The organism is Actinomyces israelii DSM 43320 (assembly GCF_000711965.1).
GTDB classification, from domain to species: domain Bacteria; phylum Actinomycetota; class Actinomycetes; order Actinomycetales; family Actinomycetaceae; genus Actinomyces; species Actinomyces israelii.
This window is the reverse complement of sequence record NZ_JONS01000034.1, coordinates 1-13,323: the sequence shown is the minus strand read 5'-3', so window position 1 is coordinate 13,323 and position 13,323 is coordinate 1. Positions and strand designations below refer to the sequence as shown.

The window sequence follows — 13,323 nt, the reverse complement described above, 5'->3', positions numbered from 1 at the left end:
TCAAGGCGGGCAAGACCGTGCTGGCGACTGGAAGGTCCGGACCATCTACCAGGGAGGAACAGTTCGGGGGCCGAGGTCGCCGAGCCGGCTCCAAGCGTTAGGCCAGGCGCATCTGAAAGCCCGGGTGTGGAAGAAGATGGGCGGAGGGCCGGCAGAGCCCTTCGAGGACCTGCTGGGTGATCCGCGTTGAGGAGAGTGTCTCCACTCCTGGGGTTCTGCCAGCTCTTCGAGATGCGTGAGCGCACGTGGCGACGCCGGCAGGCCAAGGCCCATGCCGGCGCGCAGATCAAAGAGGCCGTGGCCGATGGCCGGCAAGGGCAGACCGCCAAGACATGCCGGCGGTCTGACACCCCCTTCTTCGGTGCCCTGAGCCTGACCACCAAGAAGATGCGCATCTACCCCATCGAGGGCAGCTAGAACACCGAGCAGATCATCCTGGCCATGAGCCGCCTGGCACGCGAAACAGACAACACCAAGATAGCCGTCGTTTGGGGTGAGTGGCGTTTTTCGGACACTGGGAGATTTTGTTCTCCCAGTGTCCGAAAAACACCCAGCACTCCACATCAAGAATATCAGCGCGACGTAAACCGCGATGGTCACCAGGAGGGTAGTTCCGATCGAGGGACTGACGACGACCAACGCACAGTACACGACCAGCGAAATGACATCAAAGACGACCTTGACCATCGTGGAGGACAGCATGGCCCGAATCTTCTCCAGGCTGCCCAGTCGAAACATGACATCGCCCGCGTGCCGGCTGTGGAAGTAAGAGAGCGGCAGGCGCATGAGTCGGGAGATGAAGACGTCTGACAGCCGGTAGTCGAGTTGCGCCGACAACCGTGCCATGAGCAGTGCTCTCGCCGCCGAAATCATGACGAAAGACAGACAGAACGCGATCGCGGCGCTCCACAGCACGGCCATGGAGGGCATCTCGCGCTGCACGGTGACCACGTCCATACTCGTCTTCACCAATGCCGCGCTGAGCAGCGGCGCGAGCTGGAGAAGGCCCATGTACACAATGACGCGGGCCATCTCCCAGGCAAGACCATCGGCCAGGTGCCGCAGAGACCGCAGGCCGCGGACAGTCCCCAAACCAGGGAATCGTCGACGCCGTCGACGCCCCCGGATGTTGAGGACCAAACCGTTGAAGGACGAGTCAAGGTCCTCAGCCGTGATGCGCCGTCGGCCCCACGCGGGGTCAACCACCATCCCGCTCCGGCCGTCCCATCTTTCCAGGACAACGAAATGCGACTCCTCCCAGTGGAGAATGACAGGATGCGAGTATGACACAAGCGCGAAAGGAGCGGCCGACTCGCCCGCTACGTCCAGGCCTCGCCGACGGGCCGCTCGCACGATAGTCAACGCCGTGAGTCCGTCACGGCCCGGTGTGAGCTCGTTGCGCAACTCCCTGAGAGTCGTTGCACAGCCCCAGTACTCCAAGACCATCGCCAAGCACGTGAGGCCGCGCTCGGTCTCCGACTGCTGCGTCTGGGCTGCCGGGCGTGTCTCGGACAGCCCTGAAAGCGGTCTTTCAGAGTTGTCCGAGACACGCCCGGCAGCCCAGCGCATCGCGTGGTATTGCGATGTTGTGCGCAGCCTCTACCTGATTCGCCACCCACTCGTAGAGACCCGGGGCGTAGTGGAATGGGGCGGCCCCCCAACGATGCCTCGTGTCCGCGACAACCAGCTCGTCGGGGACGCGCAGCACCGGGACGGGGAGTTCTTTGCGCACCTCCTCCACATACTCGGCGATCATGCAGTTCGCCTCCTGAGCCGTCAGGCCCCAGCTCGATACGGTCGGCTCCCCCGCAGCGGTCCGCAGTGCCCACGGCGCGTTGAGCAGGACCGTCCGCTCCAGCAGCCCGCAGCGCTCCAGAACGGCTCGGAAGCGGGGGAGCGCCCGCTCCCACTGGTGGAGGTGCCCATCGGTGCCCAGCTCGAGAAGCCGGTCGCCGGCCCACTCGTAAAGGCGGGCGGTCATGCCCTCGGTGGGACGGGTGAGGAAGCACCCCGGCGCCGTCTCGATGACCCCCAGGCGCTCGTCGGTGAGGTCCCACAGGAGGATGTCGGTGCGCCTGGCGACCTCGGCCAGCTGCGCCTCCAGGTCGCCGGCTGCGTCGCTGAGGAAGGACCGCCGGACGAACGCCGAGGTGAGACCGGACAGGTCCATGCGGCTGACGTCCGCGCTGGTGCCCGCGCTGATGAGGGACTGCCGTGCGATGTACCGCTCCACGCTCCAGGCGTGGCCCTCGAGCACGCTGGCTGCGTCCCTGCTCACGCAGGAGCCGTAGACCGTGAGCCTGGCCATTGGGGGCTCAGCCCTGCACCGCGTGCCGCATGGGGAGCATGCGGCTGTCGGAGCGCTGGATGCGGGGCGGGGTCGGAGCCCACTTCTCCCGGCACTCGGCGAGTATCTTGCCCGCCTTCTCCGGCTCGTTCTTGGCGATGTTCCACGACCACCACCGGTAGTCGTGCGCGATCTCCGGACCCGGGCCGTCGCCGATGAGCACCCCGTCCATGAGCCACAGTGCGCGCGTGCACATCTCCTCGATGACCTGGGCCGCGTGGTTGACGATGAAGACGGTCCCGGCGTTCTGCCGAAGCTGCGTCATCTTGTTCTCGCTGCGCTCCTTGAAGGCGGCGTCGCCCGTGGACAGGGCCTCGTCGATGAGGAGGATGTCGGGGTTCGACGCCGCGGCGATCGCGAAGCGCAGACGGGAGGCCATGCCCGAGGAGTAGGTCTTCATCGGCCGGTAGATGCTCTTGCCGATTCCCGCCAGCTCGACGATGTCGGGCAGGACCGCCTCCGTCTCCGCACGGCTCAGCCCCATGGCCAGACAGCCCAGGCGCACGTTCCTCTCGCCGGACAGGTCCGGGACCAGGGCGGCGTTGACGCCCAGGAGCACGGGGTTGGAGCGGGCGGAGACGAGGCCGGAGCGCGGCGTCTCCAGGCCGGCGATGATCCGCAGGAGAGTGGACTTGCCGGAGCCGTTGCGCCCCAGGATCCCGATCGACTGCCCGGCGCGGGCCACGAAGGAGATCCCCTTGAGGGCGTCCACCGTCACCTTCGGCTTCTGGCCGGTCAGGCGCAGGAAGATCTTCCGCCCCAGGGGGGCGGCGCGGAAGTCCGCGATGTCTGTCGACGGCGCCCGGTAGCGGACCCGCACGTTCTCGGCGACCACGGTGACAGGGGAGACAGGGGCCTCGGGCCGGGCGGCTTCGTCCGGCGTGGACGCAGTCGCGGTATCAGCGCTCTGCGCCATAGGACTCCTCCTTCTCCCAGAAGAACACGTAGCCGATGGCGCTCAGCCCCACCGCCCAGGTTGTCAGGATCCCCCACATGCGGGCATCCGGGACCCTCTGGTAGAGGATGGCATCGCGGTACATGGCAATGGTGAGGTACCCGGGGTTGAAGTCCATGGCCTGCAGGATGGCCGGGTGGTCGATGAAGCGGTCGTAGGAGAAGAAGATGCCCGAGCCGTAGAACCAGAACTGCGTGAGGAAGGGCCAGATGTTGCGCATGTCCGGGATCATCGTCGTGATCCGCGAGGTGACGAAGGTCAGTCCCAGGCTCAGCAGGACCTGGAGGAGGAAGATCGGGAGGATGAGGGCCCACCGCCAGGTCGGGTAGGCGTGCGGCGGGAGGGCGACGACGAGAATGAGGATCGCGGTCAGCGGCGGCAGCATGTCAATGGCGCAGCGGATCGTGTAGGAGACCGGCAGGGCCGCCCGGGGGAAGGAGAAGCCGCGGATGAGGTTCTTGCCGCTCACGATCACCTGGCCGCCCCCGGTGACGGCCCGCTGCAGCGGCGGGAACAGCGTGACACCCACAATGAGGTAGCCGATGAAGTTCTCAATTCCCCGGCTCGTCTGCAGCAGGAGGCCGAATACCACGAAGAAGACGGAGGCATCCAGCATGGGCTTGGCCACGAGCCACGCGTTGCCCAGGAACGTCCCGCGCTGCGAGCCCAGCGCCCTGGCGCGGGCATCCGCCCAGACGAAATGGCGCCGCTGCCACAGCCTGCGGGTGTAGACGGGCAGTGAGGGGCGCTTCCCGACCGGCCGCAGCTCGGCCAGCTCCAGCACGCTGACGGAGTCGCCGGCGTCGTCGTCGCGCCACGACTGCTTGTCCAGCCAGGCCATGCCCGCCATATCAGGCGACTCGCTCATCGCAGCTCCTCGTACATCTCGGCGTTACGGGTCCCATTCTTCTCCCACGTGGGCAGCCGAGCGGTTGTCCGCGTGGTCCCTGCGGCAGGGTCGTGGTCCGGGTCGCCGGTCGCCATCGCCGTCAGGATCCGGGCGAGCGCCTCGGCGTCACCCGGTGGGAAGGAGCGGCCGCAACCAGGCTCGGTCACCTCTGCCAGGGCCGGGAGGGCGGAGGCGACCACCGGGCGGCCCAGCGCCATCGCGGTGAGAGGCTTCATCGGCGTCACCATCCGGCACACCGGCGTGTCCAGCCGGGGAACGCAGAAGACGTCGAGCGCCTGGTACCAGTCCAGGGCCAGGCGGCGGTCCACCCGTCCGGGCAGGGCGCAGACGCCCGCCCCCAGCTCCAGATCCGCGGCCAGGGCGGCGAGCCCGGGGCGGCTTACGCCGTCGCCCACAAGGGCGCAGCGCACGTCCGTCCCTTGCTCGCGGCACCGCGCCACCGCCCGCAGGAGAACCTCGAAGCCCTCGTAGTCAACGAGCGAGGACACGCTGCCCACCCAGAAGCCGGCCCGGGGCAGGCCCAGCGCCTCCCGGGCGTCGGCCGGCAGCAGGCGGGGCGCCTCCAGGACCGAGGCCTCCACGGCGTTGGGCACGATGGAGATCCGCTCCGCCGGGATGCCGCGGGCTATGAGGTCCTCCCGCTGCACCCGGGACAGGACGACGACCGCGTCCGCCCCCATGGCCATCTCCGTCTCTTTGGCGCGCAGCGTGGAGAAGCGCTCCGAGGCGAGGGCCTCGGCCTCCTGCGCGGCGGGGCGCCGCGCCACCCAGGTGCACTCCAGGACGCCCCGCATCTCGTAGACCCACGGCAGGCCGTAGGACCGGGCCACGGCCCCGGTGACGAGCGCGTTCTGGTAGTTCGTCGTCGTGTGCAGCACGTCGGGGCGGAACTCCTCGACCTCCCGAGCCAGCAGACGAGTCATCTGCACCAGGCGGGCGGCGGGCGTCGGCGCCAGGCGGGCGGGGAGCAGCCTGCGGTAGACGACGCCGTCCACCCGGTCCTCGCGCGCGGCGCCCACCAGGCCCACGGTGACCGGGTACCCGATACGGGTCACCGCCCTCGCCTCGATCCCGGCCGCGACCTGCGAGCGCAGGACCGCGTGGGAGCGCACGGCGTAACCGGACTGCGTGCGCGGCAGCGAGTTCGTCAGGACGTGAAGCACCCGCGGGCGCGCTCCCCGCACCGGCCCCGACCAGGCGGGGGAGGGGACGACGGCGGGAAGCGCGAAGCCCGGCCCCATCGCCGCCATCTCCGAACGCAGGCGCGCCCGCTGGGTCCGGGCCCGGGGCACGCCGTCGAGCACGCGGACCGCCCGGGAGAGGTGCCCGCGGGACCACAGCTCGCGGGCCCGCACCGACGGGCCGGCCGTCTCCACGCCCCCGGGGACCAGGGCGGCATCGCCCAGCTGCACCGCCAGCTCGGCGGCCACCCGGCGCCCCAGGGCAGAGCCCGGCGCGGCGGCGGCCAGCGCCTGCGCGGCCGCGCGCGGCCGGTCGGCGACGAACTCCGCCAGCGCGTGGCGCACGGCGGTCGGCCCGGCCCCCGCGCCGACCAGTCGGGACATCACCGCCCTGGTAGGGGCCGGCAGTCGTCGGAAGGTCTGCACCGCCAGCAGCAGCGGGTCCTCGGCCAGGTGCCGCCAGGCCGTGTCGCCGAGCAGGGACACGTTCCGGAGGCGTTGCAGGTCAGGCATGAGCGGTCCTCTCCAGAACGGCCTCGTAGCGGTCGAGCAGCGCGGAGCAGGAGGCGTGCGCCTCCAGCCACGGCCCGCCGCCCGTGACGACCAGGCGGTCGCGGTCCGCTGCGAGCTCCTGCCACAGACGGGCCAGTGCGGCCGGGTCCTGCGGTGGCACGACGTCGCCGCTGCGGGACGCCTTCACGATGCGGCCGGCGGCACCCGCCGCCGCGACGCTCACGTGCCGCCCGGTCGCCATGACCTCATAGAGCTTGGAGGGGACCGTCAGCTCCATGGAGGGCCAGTCCTGCAGGGACACGAGGACGGAGTCCGCCCACGCGTAGTGAGCCGCCACCCGATCGGCGGGAACCATCGGCAGGATCTCCACGGGGGCTCCCAGCTCCTCCGCCTCGCAGCGCGTCGGGGCCAGGTCCGCTCCCTCGCCCACGATCCGCAGGACCATTCGCGTGCCCTGCGCACGGGCGAGCGCGGCCGCGCGCACCGCGCTGCGCAGCCCCTGCGCCCGCCCCACGGTTCCCAGGTAGAGCACGTGGAGCGCCTCGTCCGGCTGCTCGCGCGGCACCGCTGGCAGGGCCCAGTCCCGGGGGACGGCGGTGTTGCGCACGGTCACCACACGGCCCATCCCGCGCCCGCGCAGGACCCGGGCGAAGGAGTCCGTCGTCGTCACGATGGCCGCCGCCTCGCGCTCCAGCCTCGTCACAACCGGTGGGATGGCGCCGCGGACGCCGCTCAGAGCCGCCCTTCGCACCCGCGACCATCGGCTGCCCGCACGGCCCGGGGAGGACCCCCAGTCGGCGGCCGAGGCGAGGATGTCCGGCCAGGCGTCGCGCAGCTCGACCACGACGGGCCGCCGCAGGCCTCGCCCCAGGGCGAGGGCCGCCGGCAGCGTCGGCAGTCCCGGGACCGAGCCGACAATGACGTCGGGCCGGTTGGCCCCCGCGAAGCGGCGCAGCCCCAGGCGCAGCGCGTGCGCGGCCGCAACGGCCTGGTCGGCGCCGCGGCCGCCCAGGCCCGCGTCATAGGGGCGGAAGGCCGTTCGGTGTATCAGGGCTCCGGACGCGTCGCGGTGGATGGTTCCGGGGGCGTACGTCGCAGAGCTCTCCAGGAGGCGGCCGGCGGGGTAGTGGGGGGAGGGGGTCAAGACCGCCAGCTCGTGCCCGCGTGCCGTCAGCCCCTCGGCCAGCCAGCGCCAGCGCCTCTGCGGAGCCCCGATCTCCGGGGCCCAGTAGTGGCTCAGCACAAGGACTCGCACGGGGTCACCTCCCCGACCGTGGACGGTGGAAGGGGCTCGGTGCCCTGACGAGCACCGGCATGTGCAGGTAGGCGAGCAGGATCAGGGCCGTCCCGGCCACCGGCAGCCATGACATGCGGCGGGAGCGCAGGTCGACTGCGGCCATGGCGCAGCACGCCAGGGCCGTCCCGCTCACCAGCAGCGCCGAGCCCCAGTGCGGCCATCCTGCGGAGACCATGCGCTGGTAGACGTGCAGCTTGTGCGGCTCGTACCAGCGCTGCCCGGCGTGCACCCGCAGCCACAGCGTGTATCCCGCGTCCGCCACCAGCACGAGCAGCGGTGCCACGGAGACGTCCGCCGGCGCGCCGCCGGCAAGGCAGACCGTCGCCGCGAAGGACCACGCCCCGCCCAGGGCGTAGGAGCCCGAGTCTCCCAGGAACACCCTGGCCCGGGGCGCGTTGAAGGGCAGGAACCCCAGGCACGCCCCCGCCACGACGACCATGACGAATCCCAGACCGGGCACCGGCACGACAAGGGAGACCGCCACGAACCACGCGGCCGCGACCACGGCGTGGCCGCCGGCCAGGCCGTTGGCCCCGTCCATGAAGTTCGTGACGTTGACCAGCCCCGCCGAGCACACGGCGACCGCCGGAGCCAGCCACACCGACGCCCCGAACTCCAGGCACGCCCCCAGGCCCAGCAGCAGCCCCAGGCCGAGCTGCAGCCCGAAACGGGTCAGGGCGGGGAGGAAGTAGAGGTCCTCGGCCAGGCCGACCAGCGCGAAGGCGAGAATCGTGCCGAGTCCCAGCATGATGACGTCGAAGCGCGCCGACATGTGGGGCAGGCCGTCCAGGCTGAAGGCGATCAGGGGCGCGGTCCAGACGCTGAGCGAGGCCGCCAGGACGACGGCGAGCCCGCCCCCGCGCGGGATCGGGCGCTCGTGCAGGGAGCGGCCCCCGGGGATATCAATGACATGGGCCCGCCGCAGCAGCGGGATCGCCGACGCCGTCAGCAGCGCGGACAGGACGGCGGCGTTGAGCAGGCCGATGACAAGGGCGGCCCTCATGCCTGCACTCCCGATCGCGACGAGGCCTCCAGCCACCGGCGGACGAGCTCGTCGTGCTTCCCGGCGCGGGTCAGGTCGCGGAGGTTGTCGATCACCTTCAGCATGCTCATGGGAACGGGGGGCACCTGCGCCTGCGAGACGAGCGGGTGGGACGGCCGGATATCCTCCTCGCCGACGCCGAACAGGCGCTCGCTGAGCTTCTCCCCGGGGCGTGCGTGGGTGTAGACCACGGGCGCGTCGGTGTAGCCCAGAAGGGTGGCGAAGCGCCGGGCGATCTCCTCGATATTGTGCGGCTGCCCCATGTCCAGTACCAGGACCTCGCCGGAGCGGCCCAGCGCGCCCGCCTGGAGGACCAGCTGGCAGGCCTCGTCCACGCTCATGAAGAAGCGCTCCATGTGGGGATCCGTGATGGTCATGGGCAGTCCGCGCTCCAGCTGGGAGGCGAAGGTCAGCAGCGCGGAGCCGCGCGAGCCCAGCACGTTGCCGAAGCGCACGGACATGAAGCGACGGTCGCCGTCGAGAGTCTGACCCACCGTGGAGGTGAGCCGCTCCGCCATCCGCTTGGAGTAGCCCAGGACGCACTCGGGGTCCGCCGCCTTGTCCGTGGAGATGTTGATGAAGCGCCGCACCTCGGAGGCGGCCGCCGCCCTGAGCAGGTCCTGGGTGACGGCGACATTGGTGAGGAAGGCCTCTTCCGGGAAGCGCTCGGTCAGGGTGAGGTGCTTGAGCGCCGCCGCGTGAAAGACGATGGTCGGGCGCATCTGGGCGAAGACGGACTCGATGAGCCCCGGTGTCCGCAGGTCGCCCAGGATCAGGTCCGGGGAGTCGAGCATGGCCCTGCCGTCCAGGGACAGCTGGACCGCGTGGAGCGCGGACTCGTCGCGGTCCACCATGACGAGCCGCTCTGGGCTGTACCTGAAGATCTCACGGCACAGCTGGGATCCGATCGAGCCGCCCGCTCCGGTGACCAGGATCCGCTCGCCCATGAGGTACCTGCCGATGGCGTCCACATCCGTGTCGATGGCCCGTCGTCCCAGCAGGTCCTCGATCTCCAGAGGGCGGAACACCTGCGTTCCGCGGATCTGGGAGGCTCCGGGGCGGCGGGAGGCCGCCGCGCCCATGAGCTCCCGCGTGGAGGGCATGACCCGGATGTCGAGTCCCAGGGTGTGGGCGTGGCGGACGACCTCGTCCACCCGCTCCGGCGTCGCCGAGGGGACTGCCAGGAGGACCAGGTCGGCACGGGTCTCCTTGGCGATCTGGCCCAGCGCCCGCCATGGGCCGAGGACCCGTACCCCGCTGATGCGCAGGTGGCGCTTGGCCTGGTCGTCGTCGAGGATCGCGACCGGCTCGAAGGCGGAGTCCCGGTCGTCCTGCATGAGGCCGATCGCCTGGGCGCCGCCGGAGCCCGCTCCCAGGATGATGGTGCGCCGCGCCCGACGCCCCTCGGGGCGACGTCGCAGCGCGATGTACTGGCGGAAGAACCAGCGCGATCCCAGGTGCAGCGTGAGCGCCACCGCGCCGGAGATGACCGCACTGCCCACCGGGATGAGGGGGAGGAAGTGGTAGTACTCCGCCAGCGCCGTCACCATGGTGAGGACTGCCGCGATGAACAGGTCCGAGAAGAGCAGCTGGGGGATCTCGTCGATCGTTCCGAACCGTGCCCGGCCCCGAAGGAGGAAGACGTAGAGGATCACCTGGAGAGCGACGGCGAGCAGCGACGCGATACCGATGGCCGGGCCGGTCGCCGGCATCGAGCCGGCCTCGATGTTGAGCATCGCGACGATCGCCAGGGCCAGCACCCACATGGCGGAGTCCAGGGCGGGCGTCGTGCCGTGGGGCAGGTGCAGGCGGGAGCCGCCGACATCGGCCACCGGCCATGACCGCCGGGGGAGGGGTGGGGTCATGATGCCGCCCCGGTGCCGTGCACCTTGAGCGCCCGTCTCATCCACCGACGGCGGCGCACCAGCTGCATCGTGATCGCGATGACGGCGCCGACCAGTGCCGCGGATCGGGGCAGCGGCCGCACCCCGAACAGAAAGTCCAGGACGCTCATCCCGACGGCGTAGCCAAGACCGCCGGCGGCCAGGAAGGGCACGACTTTCAACGAGGCCCACGGGTAGTAGCGCCGCGTCACCAACCAGGCAGTCGTCTGGACGATCAGTGCCGCCACGATGCCGACGGTGAGGAGCCTGGGGAACAGGACATGGCTGCTTGACAGCAGCGTGCGGGCGACCGTTGCTGTCAGCAACCAGAAAGTCCATGAGGTGAGGTCTACGCGCAGGGCGCGGCTGTCACGGGGAAGGAAGAGCTCGAGCTCGCCCAGGGTCAGCTCGTCGGGCATGACGGGCGAGAGAGATCTGGATCGCAGTGCCACGGTGACCCGACACGGAGGCTAGACCAGGGGCTTCGCCGGCAGGTCCACAACTGGCCGACCGCTCCCGAAGGGCCCGGCAGCCGCGGAGGCGACCTCCGTCGTGCAGCGCTGGACGGGCAGTGGTGCGAGGAGTGCCTCCGGGCGGGTGCCGTAGATGACCATGACGTGCTTGCTCATGGGAAACCTCTGGTTGGCGGGCTGCACGGAAGGCTCGCGGGGTGGGCCTCCGGTTTCTCGGATCGCTGCAACCGTAGTTGCGGAGTAGACCGAATCGCAACAAACAAGATGGTGCCGGAGCGTCATAACCACGATGGTCCAAGGGTGGTCCGAGGGCGGTCCGAGGCGACCGGGGCTCCTCACGGTCCCGAGGCCGGTCGAGGCCTGCCTCGACCGGCCGCGACCGGGCGCGACCGGGCGGCAGGGACCGCCGTCGACCGCGCCCTCGCGCAGCCGGTATGCGGACCCGCCGTCTCGCGTCCCGGTTCGTCTCCGTACTCTTGGGGCATGACGGAGAAGCAGACCATCAAGCTCGCAGTGATCCCCGGGGACGGCGTCGGCAGGGAGGTCGTGCCCGAGGGGCTCAAGGTCCTGGCCGCCGCCCTGGAGGGAGCCGGCGTCGAGATCACCACCACCGACTTCGACCTGGGAGCCGACCGCTGGCACCGCACCGGCGAGACCCTCACCGACGCCGACCTGGAGGCCGTCAAGGACCACGACGCCATCCTGCTGGGCGCCGTCGGCGACCCCTCCGTCCCCTCCGGCGTCCTGGAGCGCGGCCTGCTGCTGCGTCTGCGCTTCGCCCTGGACCACTACGTCAACCTGCGTCCCTCCAGGTACTACCCGGGCGTACCCACCCCGCTGGCCGATCCCGGCGACATCGACTTCGTCGTCGTGCGAGAGGGCACCGAGGGCCTGTACTGCGGCAACGGGGGAGCGGTCCGCGTGGGCACCCCCCAGGAGATCGCCACTGAGGTCAGCGTCAACACCGCCTATGGCGTCGAGCGCGTCGTGCGCTACGCCTTCGAGCAGGCCCAGGCACGTCCCGCCAGGCACCTGACCCTGGTCCACAAGCACAATGTGCTGGTCAACGCCGGTCACCTGTGGCGCCGCACCGTCGACGCCGTCGGCGCCGAGTACCCTGAGGTGCGCGTGGACTACAGCCACGTGGACGCCGCCACCATCTACCTGGTCACCGACCCCGGCCGCTTCGACGTCATCGTCACCGACAACCTCTTCGGCGACATCCTCACCGACGAGGCCGGCGCCGTCACCGGCGGCATCGGCCTGTCGGCCTCGGGCAATATCAACCCCGACGGCGCCTTTCCCTCCATGTTCGAGCCCGTCCACGGCTCCGCCCCCGACATCGCCGGTCAGGGCAGGGCCGACCCGACCGCCACCATCAGCGCCGTCGCCATGCTGCTGGGGCACATCGGACAGGCCGACGCCGCCCGCCGGGTCGAGGCCGCCGTGGGCGCCGACATGGCGGCCCGGGCGGCGGCCAGCGCCGCCGGGGCGCCGCTGGTCCGCTCCACCAGCCAGATCGGCGACGACATCACTGCCGCGCTGCGGGCCTGACCGCGAGATGATCGGTCCTCGGCCGGTCCCCCTCCGCGAGATCGGTCGAGTTCCGCGTCGAGATTGGTTCTGGTGCGTCGTGTGCGGGCCGGGGTCTCTGGCGGGGTCTGCTTGCCTGTGGCCGCTGCCGGGCTCTGCGCGCGCGGGTCGGCCGGGGACCGGTTTTGTGTTGGGATTCCGGGGTTTGGGGGTTGTGGTGGAGGGGCGGCGGATGCTATCCTGTACACATGTTCGAAGACTGGGGCGCGCCGTCGTCCCCGCCCTCGCCGGGAGGTGCGGGCGGGGACGACGGCGCGCCCGGTGCGGGCGGGGTCGAGGCCGTGGTGGGGGTGCTGTCGGGGATGGTGCCGGGCGCTGCCCTGGCGGGCGTGGTGGAGCGGGCGGTGGCGCCCCTGCTGGCCCCCGCCGCCGGGGACGACGGCGCCGCCGACGGTGCTGGTGGTACTGGTACTGGTGCTGGGGGTGGTGGGGTTGTCGGGGGGCCGGCGGGTCCTGGTGAGCGGGCCCTGGCTGAGGCCGCGGGGTCGGTGGTGGTCGACGGCCGGGGCGCGCAGGTCCTGGTGGGTCTGGGTGCGGAGGTGCTCAGCGAGCTGGTGGCGGCCTGCGGCCGCCTGGCCGCCTGGGCGCAGTGGGCCCAGGCGGTGGCGGCGGCCTGCATGGCCCGCTGCCCGGAGATGAGCGGCCTGCCCTACCAGCCCCACCAGCCCGACCGGCCCGACAACCAGGACGACGGCCAGGACGAGGGCCTGTCCCGCCGTCACGCCCTGGACGGGCCGGGCGCGGCGTCCGGGCCGGCGTCCGGGCCGGCGGCCGGGGCGGTGAGTCCGGCGGGGCGGTGGAACGCCTCCGGTGAGGTGGCGTGCCGTCTGGGGGTCTCGCGCCTGACGGCCTCCCGGGTGGTGGACCGGGGCGCGGGCCTGCTCGACGCCCGCCTGGCACCGGCGTGCGGCCTGCACCGGGTGGGGCTGCTGGACTCCTCCAAGACCTCCGTGCTGGTGCGCCGCCTGGCCGACGAGCCCGCGGCCGTGGCGCAGGCGGTGCAGGACCGCGTGCTCCCCCGCGCCGCGCACCGCACCCCCGCCGGGGTGGGGCGGGAGGTGGACCGGGCGCTGACGGCCCTGGACCCGGCCGGCACCAGCCGCCGGGCGCGCCGCGGCACCGCCGGCCG

Annotated in this window: 11 protein-coding genes and 2 pseudogenes; 2 read left to right on the top strand and 11 right to left on the bottom strand. The window is 71.4% G+C overall.

All coding sequences use genetic code 11. The features are described from left to right. Positions 1–45: 45 nt before the first annotated feature. From O145_RS19285 to O145_RS18260, 11 genes and pseudogenes are all read right to left on the bottom strand, one after another. Entirely contained in the window at positions 46–1,032 is a 987-nt protein-coding gene (locus O145_RS19285) for an ABC transporter transmembrane domain-containing protein (RefSeq protein WP_229118521.1), read from the bottom strand. 105 nt (positions 1,033–1,137) lie between these two features. Beyond that, a pseudogene (locus O145_RS19915) lies at positions 1,138–1,569 on the bottom strand (cysteine peptidase family C39 domain-containing protein); the annotation flags it as partial. Then, positions 1,532–2,278 (bottom strand): DUF6270 domain-containing protein, encoded by a 747-nt coding sequence (locus O145_RS11335; protein WP_324252501.1) that lies wholly within the window; start codon positions 2,276–2,278, stop codon positions 1,532–1,534. The gene O145_RS11335 and the pseudogene O145_RS19915, both read right to left, overlap by 38 nt. A 37-nt stretch (positions 2,279–2,315) precedes the next feature. Further along, complete coding sequence (locus tag O145_RS11330; protein ID WP_052375057.1) at positions 2,316–3,263, bottom strand: ABC transporter ATP-binding protein; 948 nt, start codon at positions 3,261–3,263, stop codon at positions 2,316–2,318. Then, on the bottom strand, positions 3,247–4,170 hold the full coding sequence (locus O145_RS11325; RefSeq protein ID WP_043563079.1) for an ABC transporter permease: 924 nt from the start codon (positions 4,168–4,170) through the stop codon (positions 3,247–3,249). Before O145_RS11325 ends, O145_RS11330 begins: the two co-directional genes overlap by 17 nt. Continuing rightward, entirely contained in the window at positions 4,167–5,906 is a 1,740-nt protein-coding gene (locus tag O145_RS11320; RefSeq protein WP_043563077.1) for a glycosyltransferase, read from the bottom strand. The genes O145_RS11325 and O145_RS11320 overlap by 4 nt, the downstream gene beginning before the upstream one ends. Next, positions 5,899–7,161: a glycosyltransferase family 4 protein gene (locus O145_RS11315; RefSeq protein WP_043563076.1), complete on the bottom strand. Its 1,263-nt coding sequence runs from the start codon at positions 7,159–7,161 to the stop codon at positions 5,899–5,901. The genes O145_RS11320 and O145_RS11315 overlap by 8 nt, the downstream gene beginning before the upstream one ends. A gap of 4 nt (positions 7,162–7,165) precedes the next feature. Continuing rightward, the gene (locus O145_RS11310; RefSeq protein WP_043563074.1) at positions 7,166–8,206 is read right to left on the bottom strand and encodes an MraY family glycosyltransferase; all 1,041 of its coding nucleotides are present in this window, start codon (positions 8,204–8,206) and stop codon (positions 7,166–7,168) included. After that, positions 8,203–10,110 carry a polysaccharide biosynthesis protein gene (locus O145_RS11305; protein ID WP_043563072.1) on the bottom strand — a complete coding sequence of 636 codons (1,908 nt, stop codon included), beginning with the start codon at positions 10,108–10,110 and terminating at the stop codon, positions 8,203–8,205. Before O145_RS11305 ends, O145_RS11310 begins: the two co-directional genes overlap by 4 nt. Continuing rightward, positions 10,107–10,547 (bottom strand): hypothetical protein, encoded by a 441-nt coding sequence (locus O145_RS11300; protein WP_052375053.1) that lies wholly within the window; start codon positions 10,545–10,547, stop codon positions 10,107–10,109. The genes O145_RS11305 and O145_RS11300 overlap by 4 nt, the downstream gene beginning before the upstream one ends. Positions 10,548–10,598: 51 nt before the next feature. Next, positions 10,599–10,757: a hypothetical protein gene (locus O145_RS18260; RefSeq protein ID WP_156966733.1), complete on the bottom strand. Its 159-nt coding sequence runs from the start codon at positions 10,755–10,757 to the stop codon at positions 10,599–10,601. Between the two features lie 327 nt (positions 10,758–11,084). On the opposite strand from O145_RS18260, the gene O145_RS11295 reads away from it, so the two are divergent. Continuing rightward, positions 11,085–12,155 (top strand): 3-isopropylmalate dehydrogenase, encoded by a 1,071-nt coding sequence (locus O145_RS11295; RefSeq protein ID WP_043563070.1) that lies wholly within the window; start codon positions 11,085–11,087, stop codon positions 12,153–12,155. Positions 12,156–12,382: 227 nt separating this feature from the next. Beyond that, positions 12,383–13,323 (top strand): annotated as a pseudogene (locus O145_RS11290) (HNH endonuclease); the annotation flags it as partial.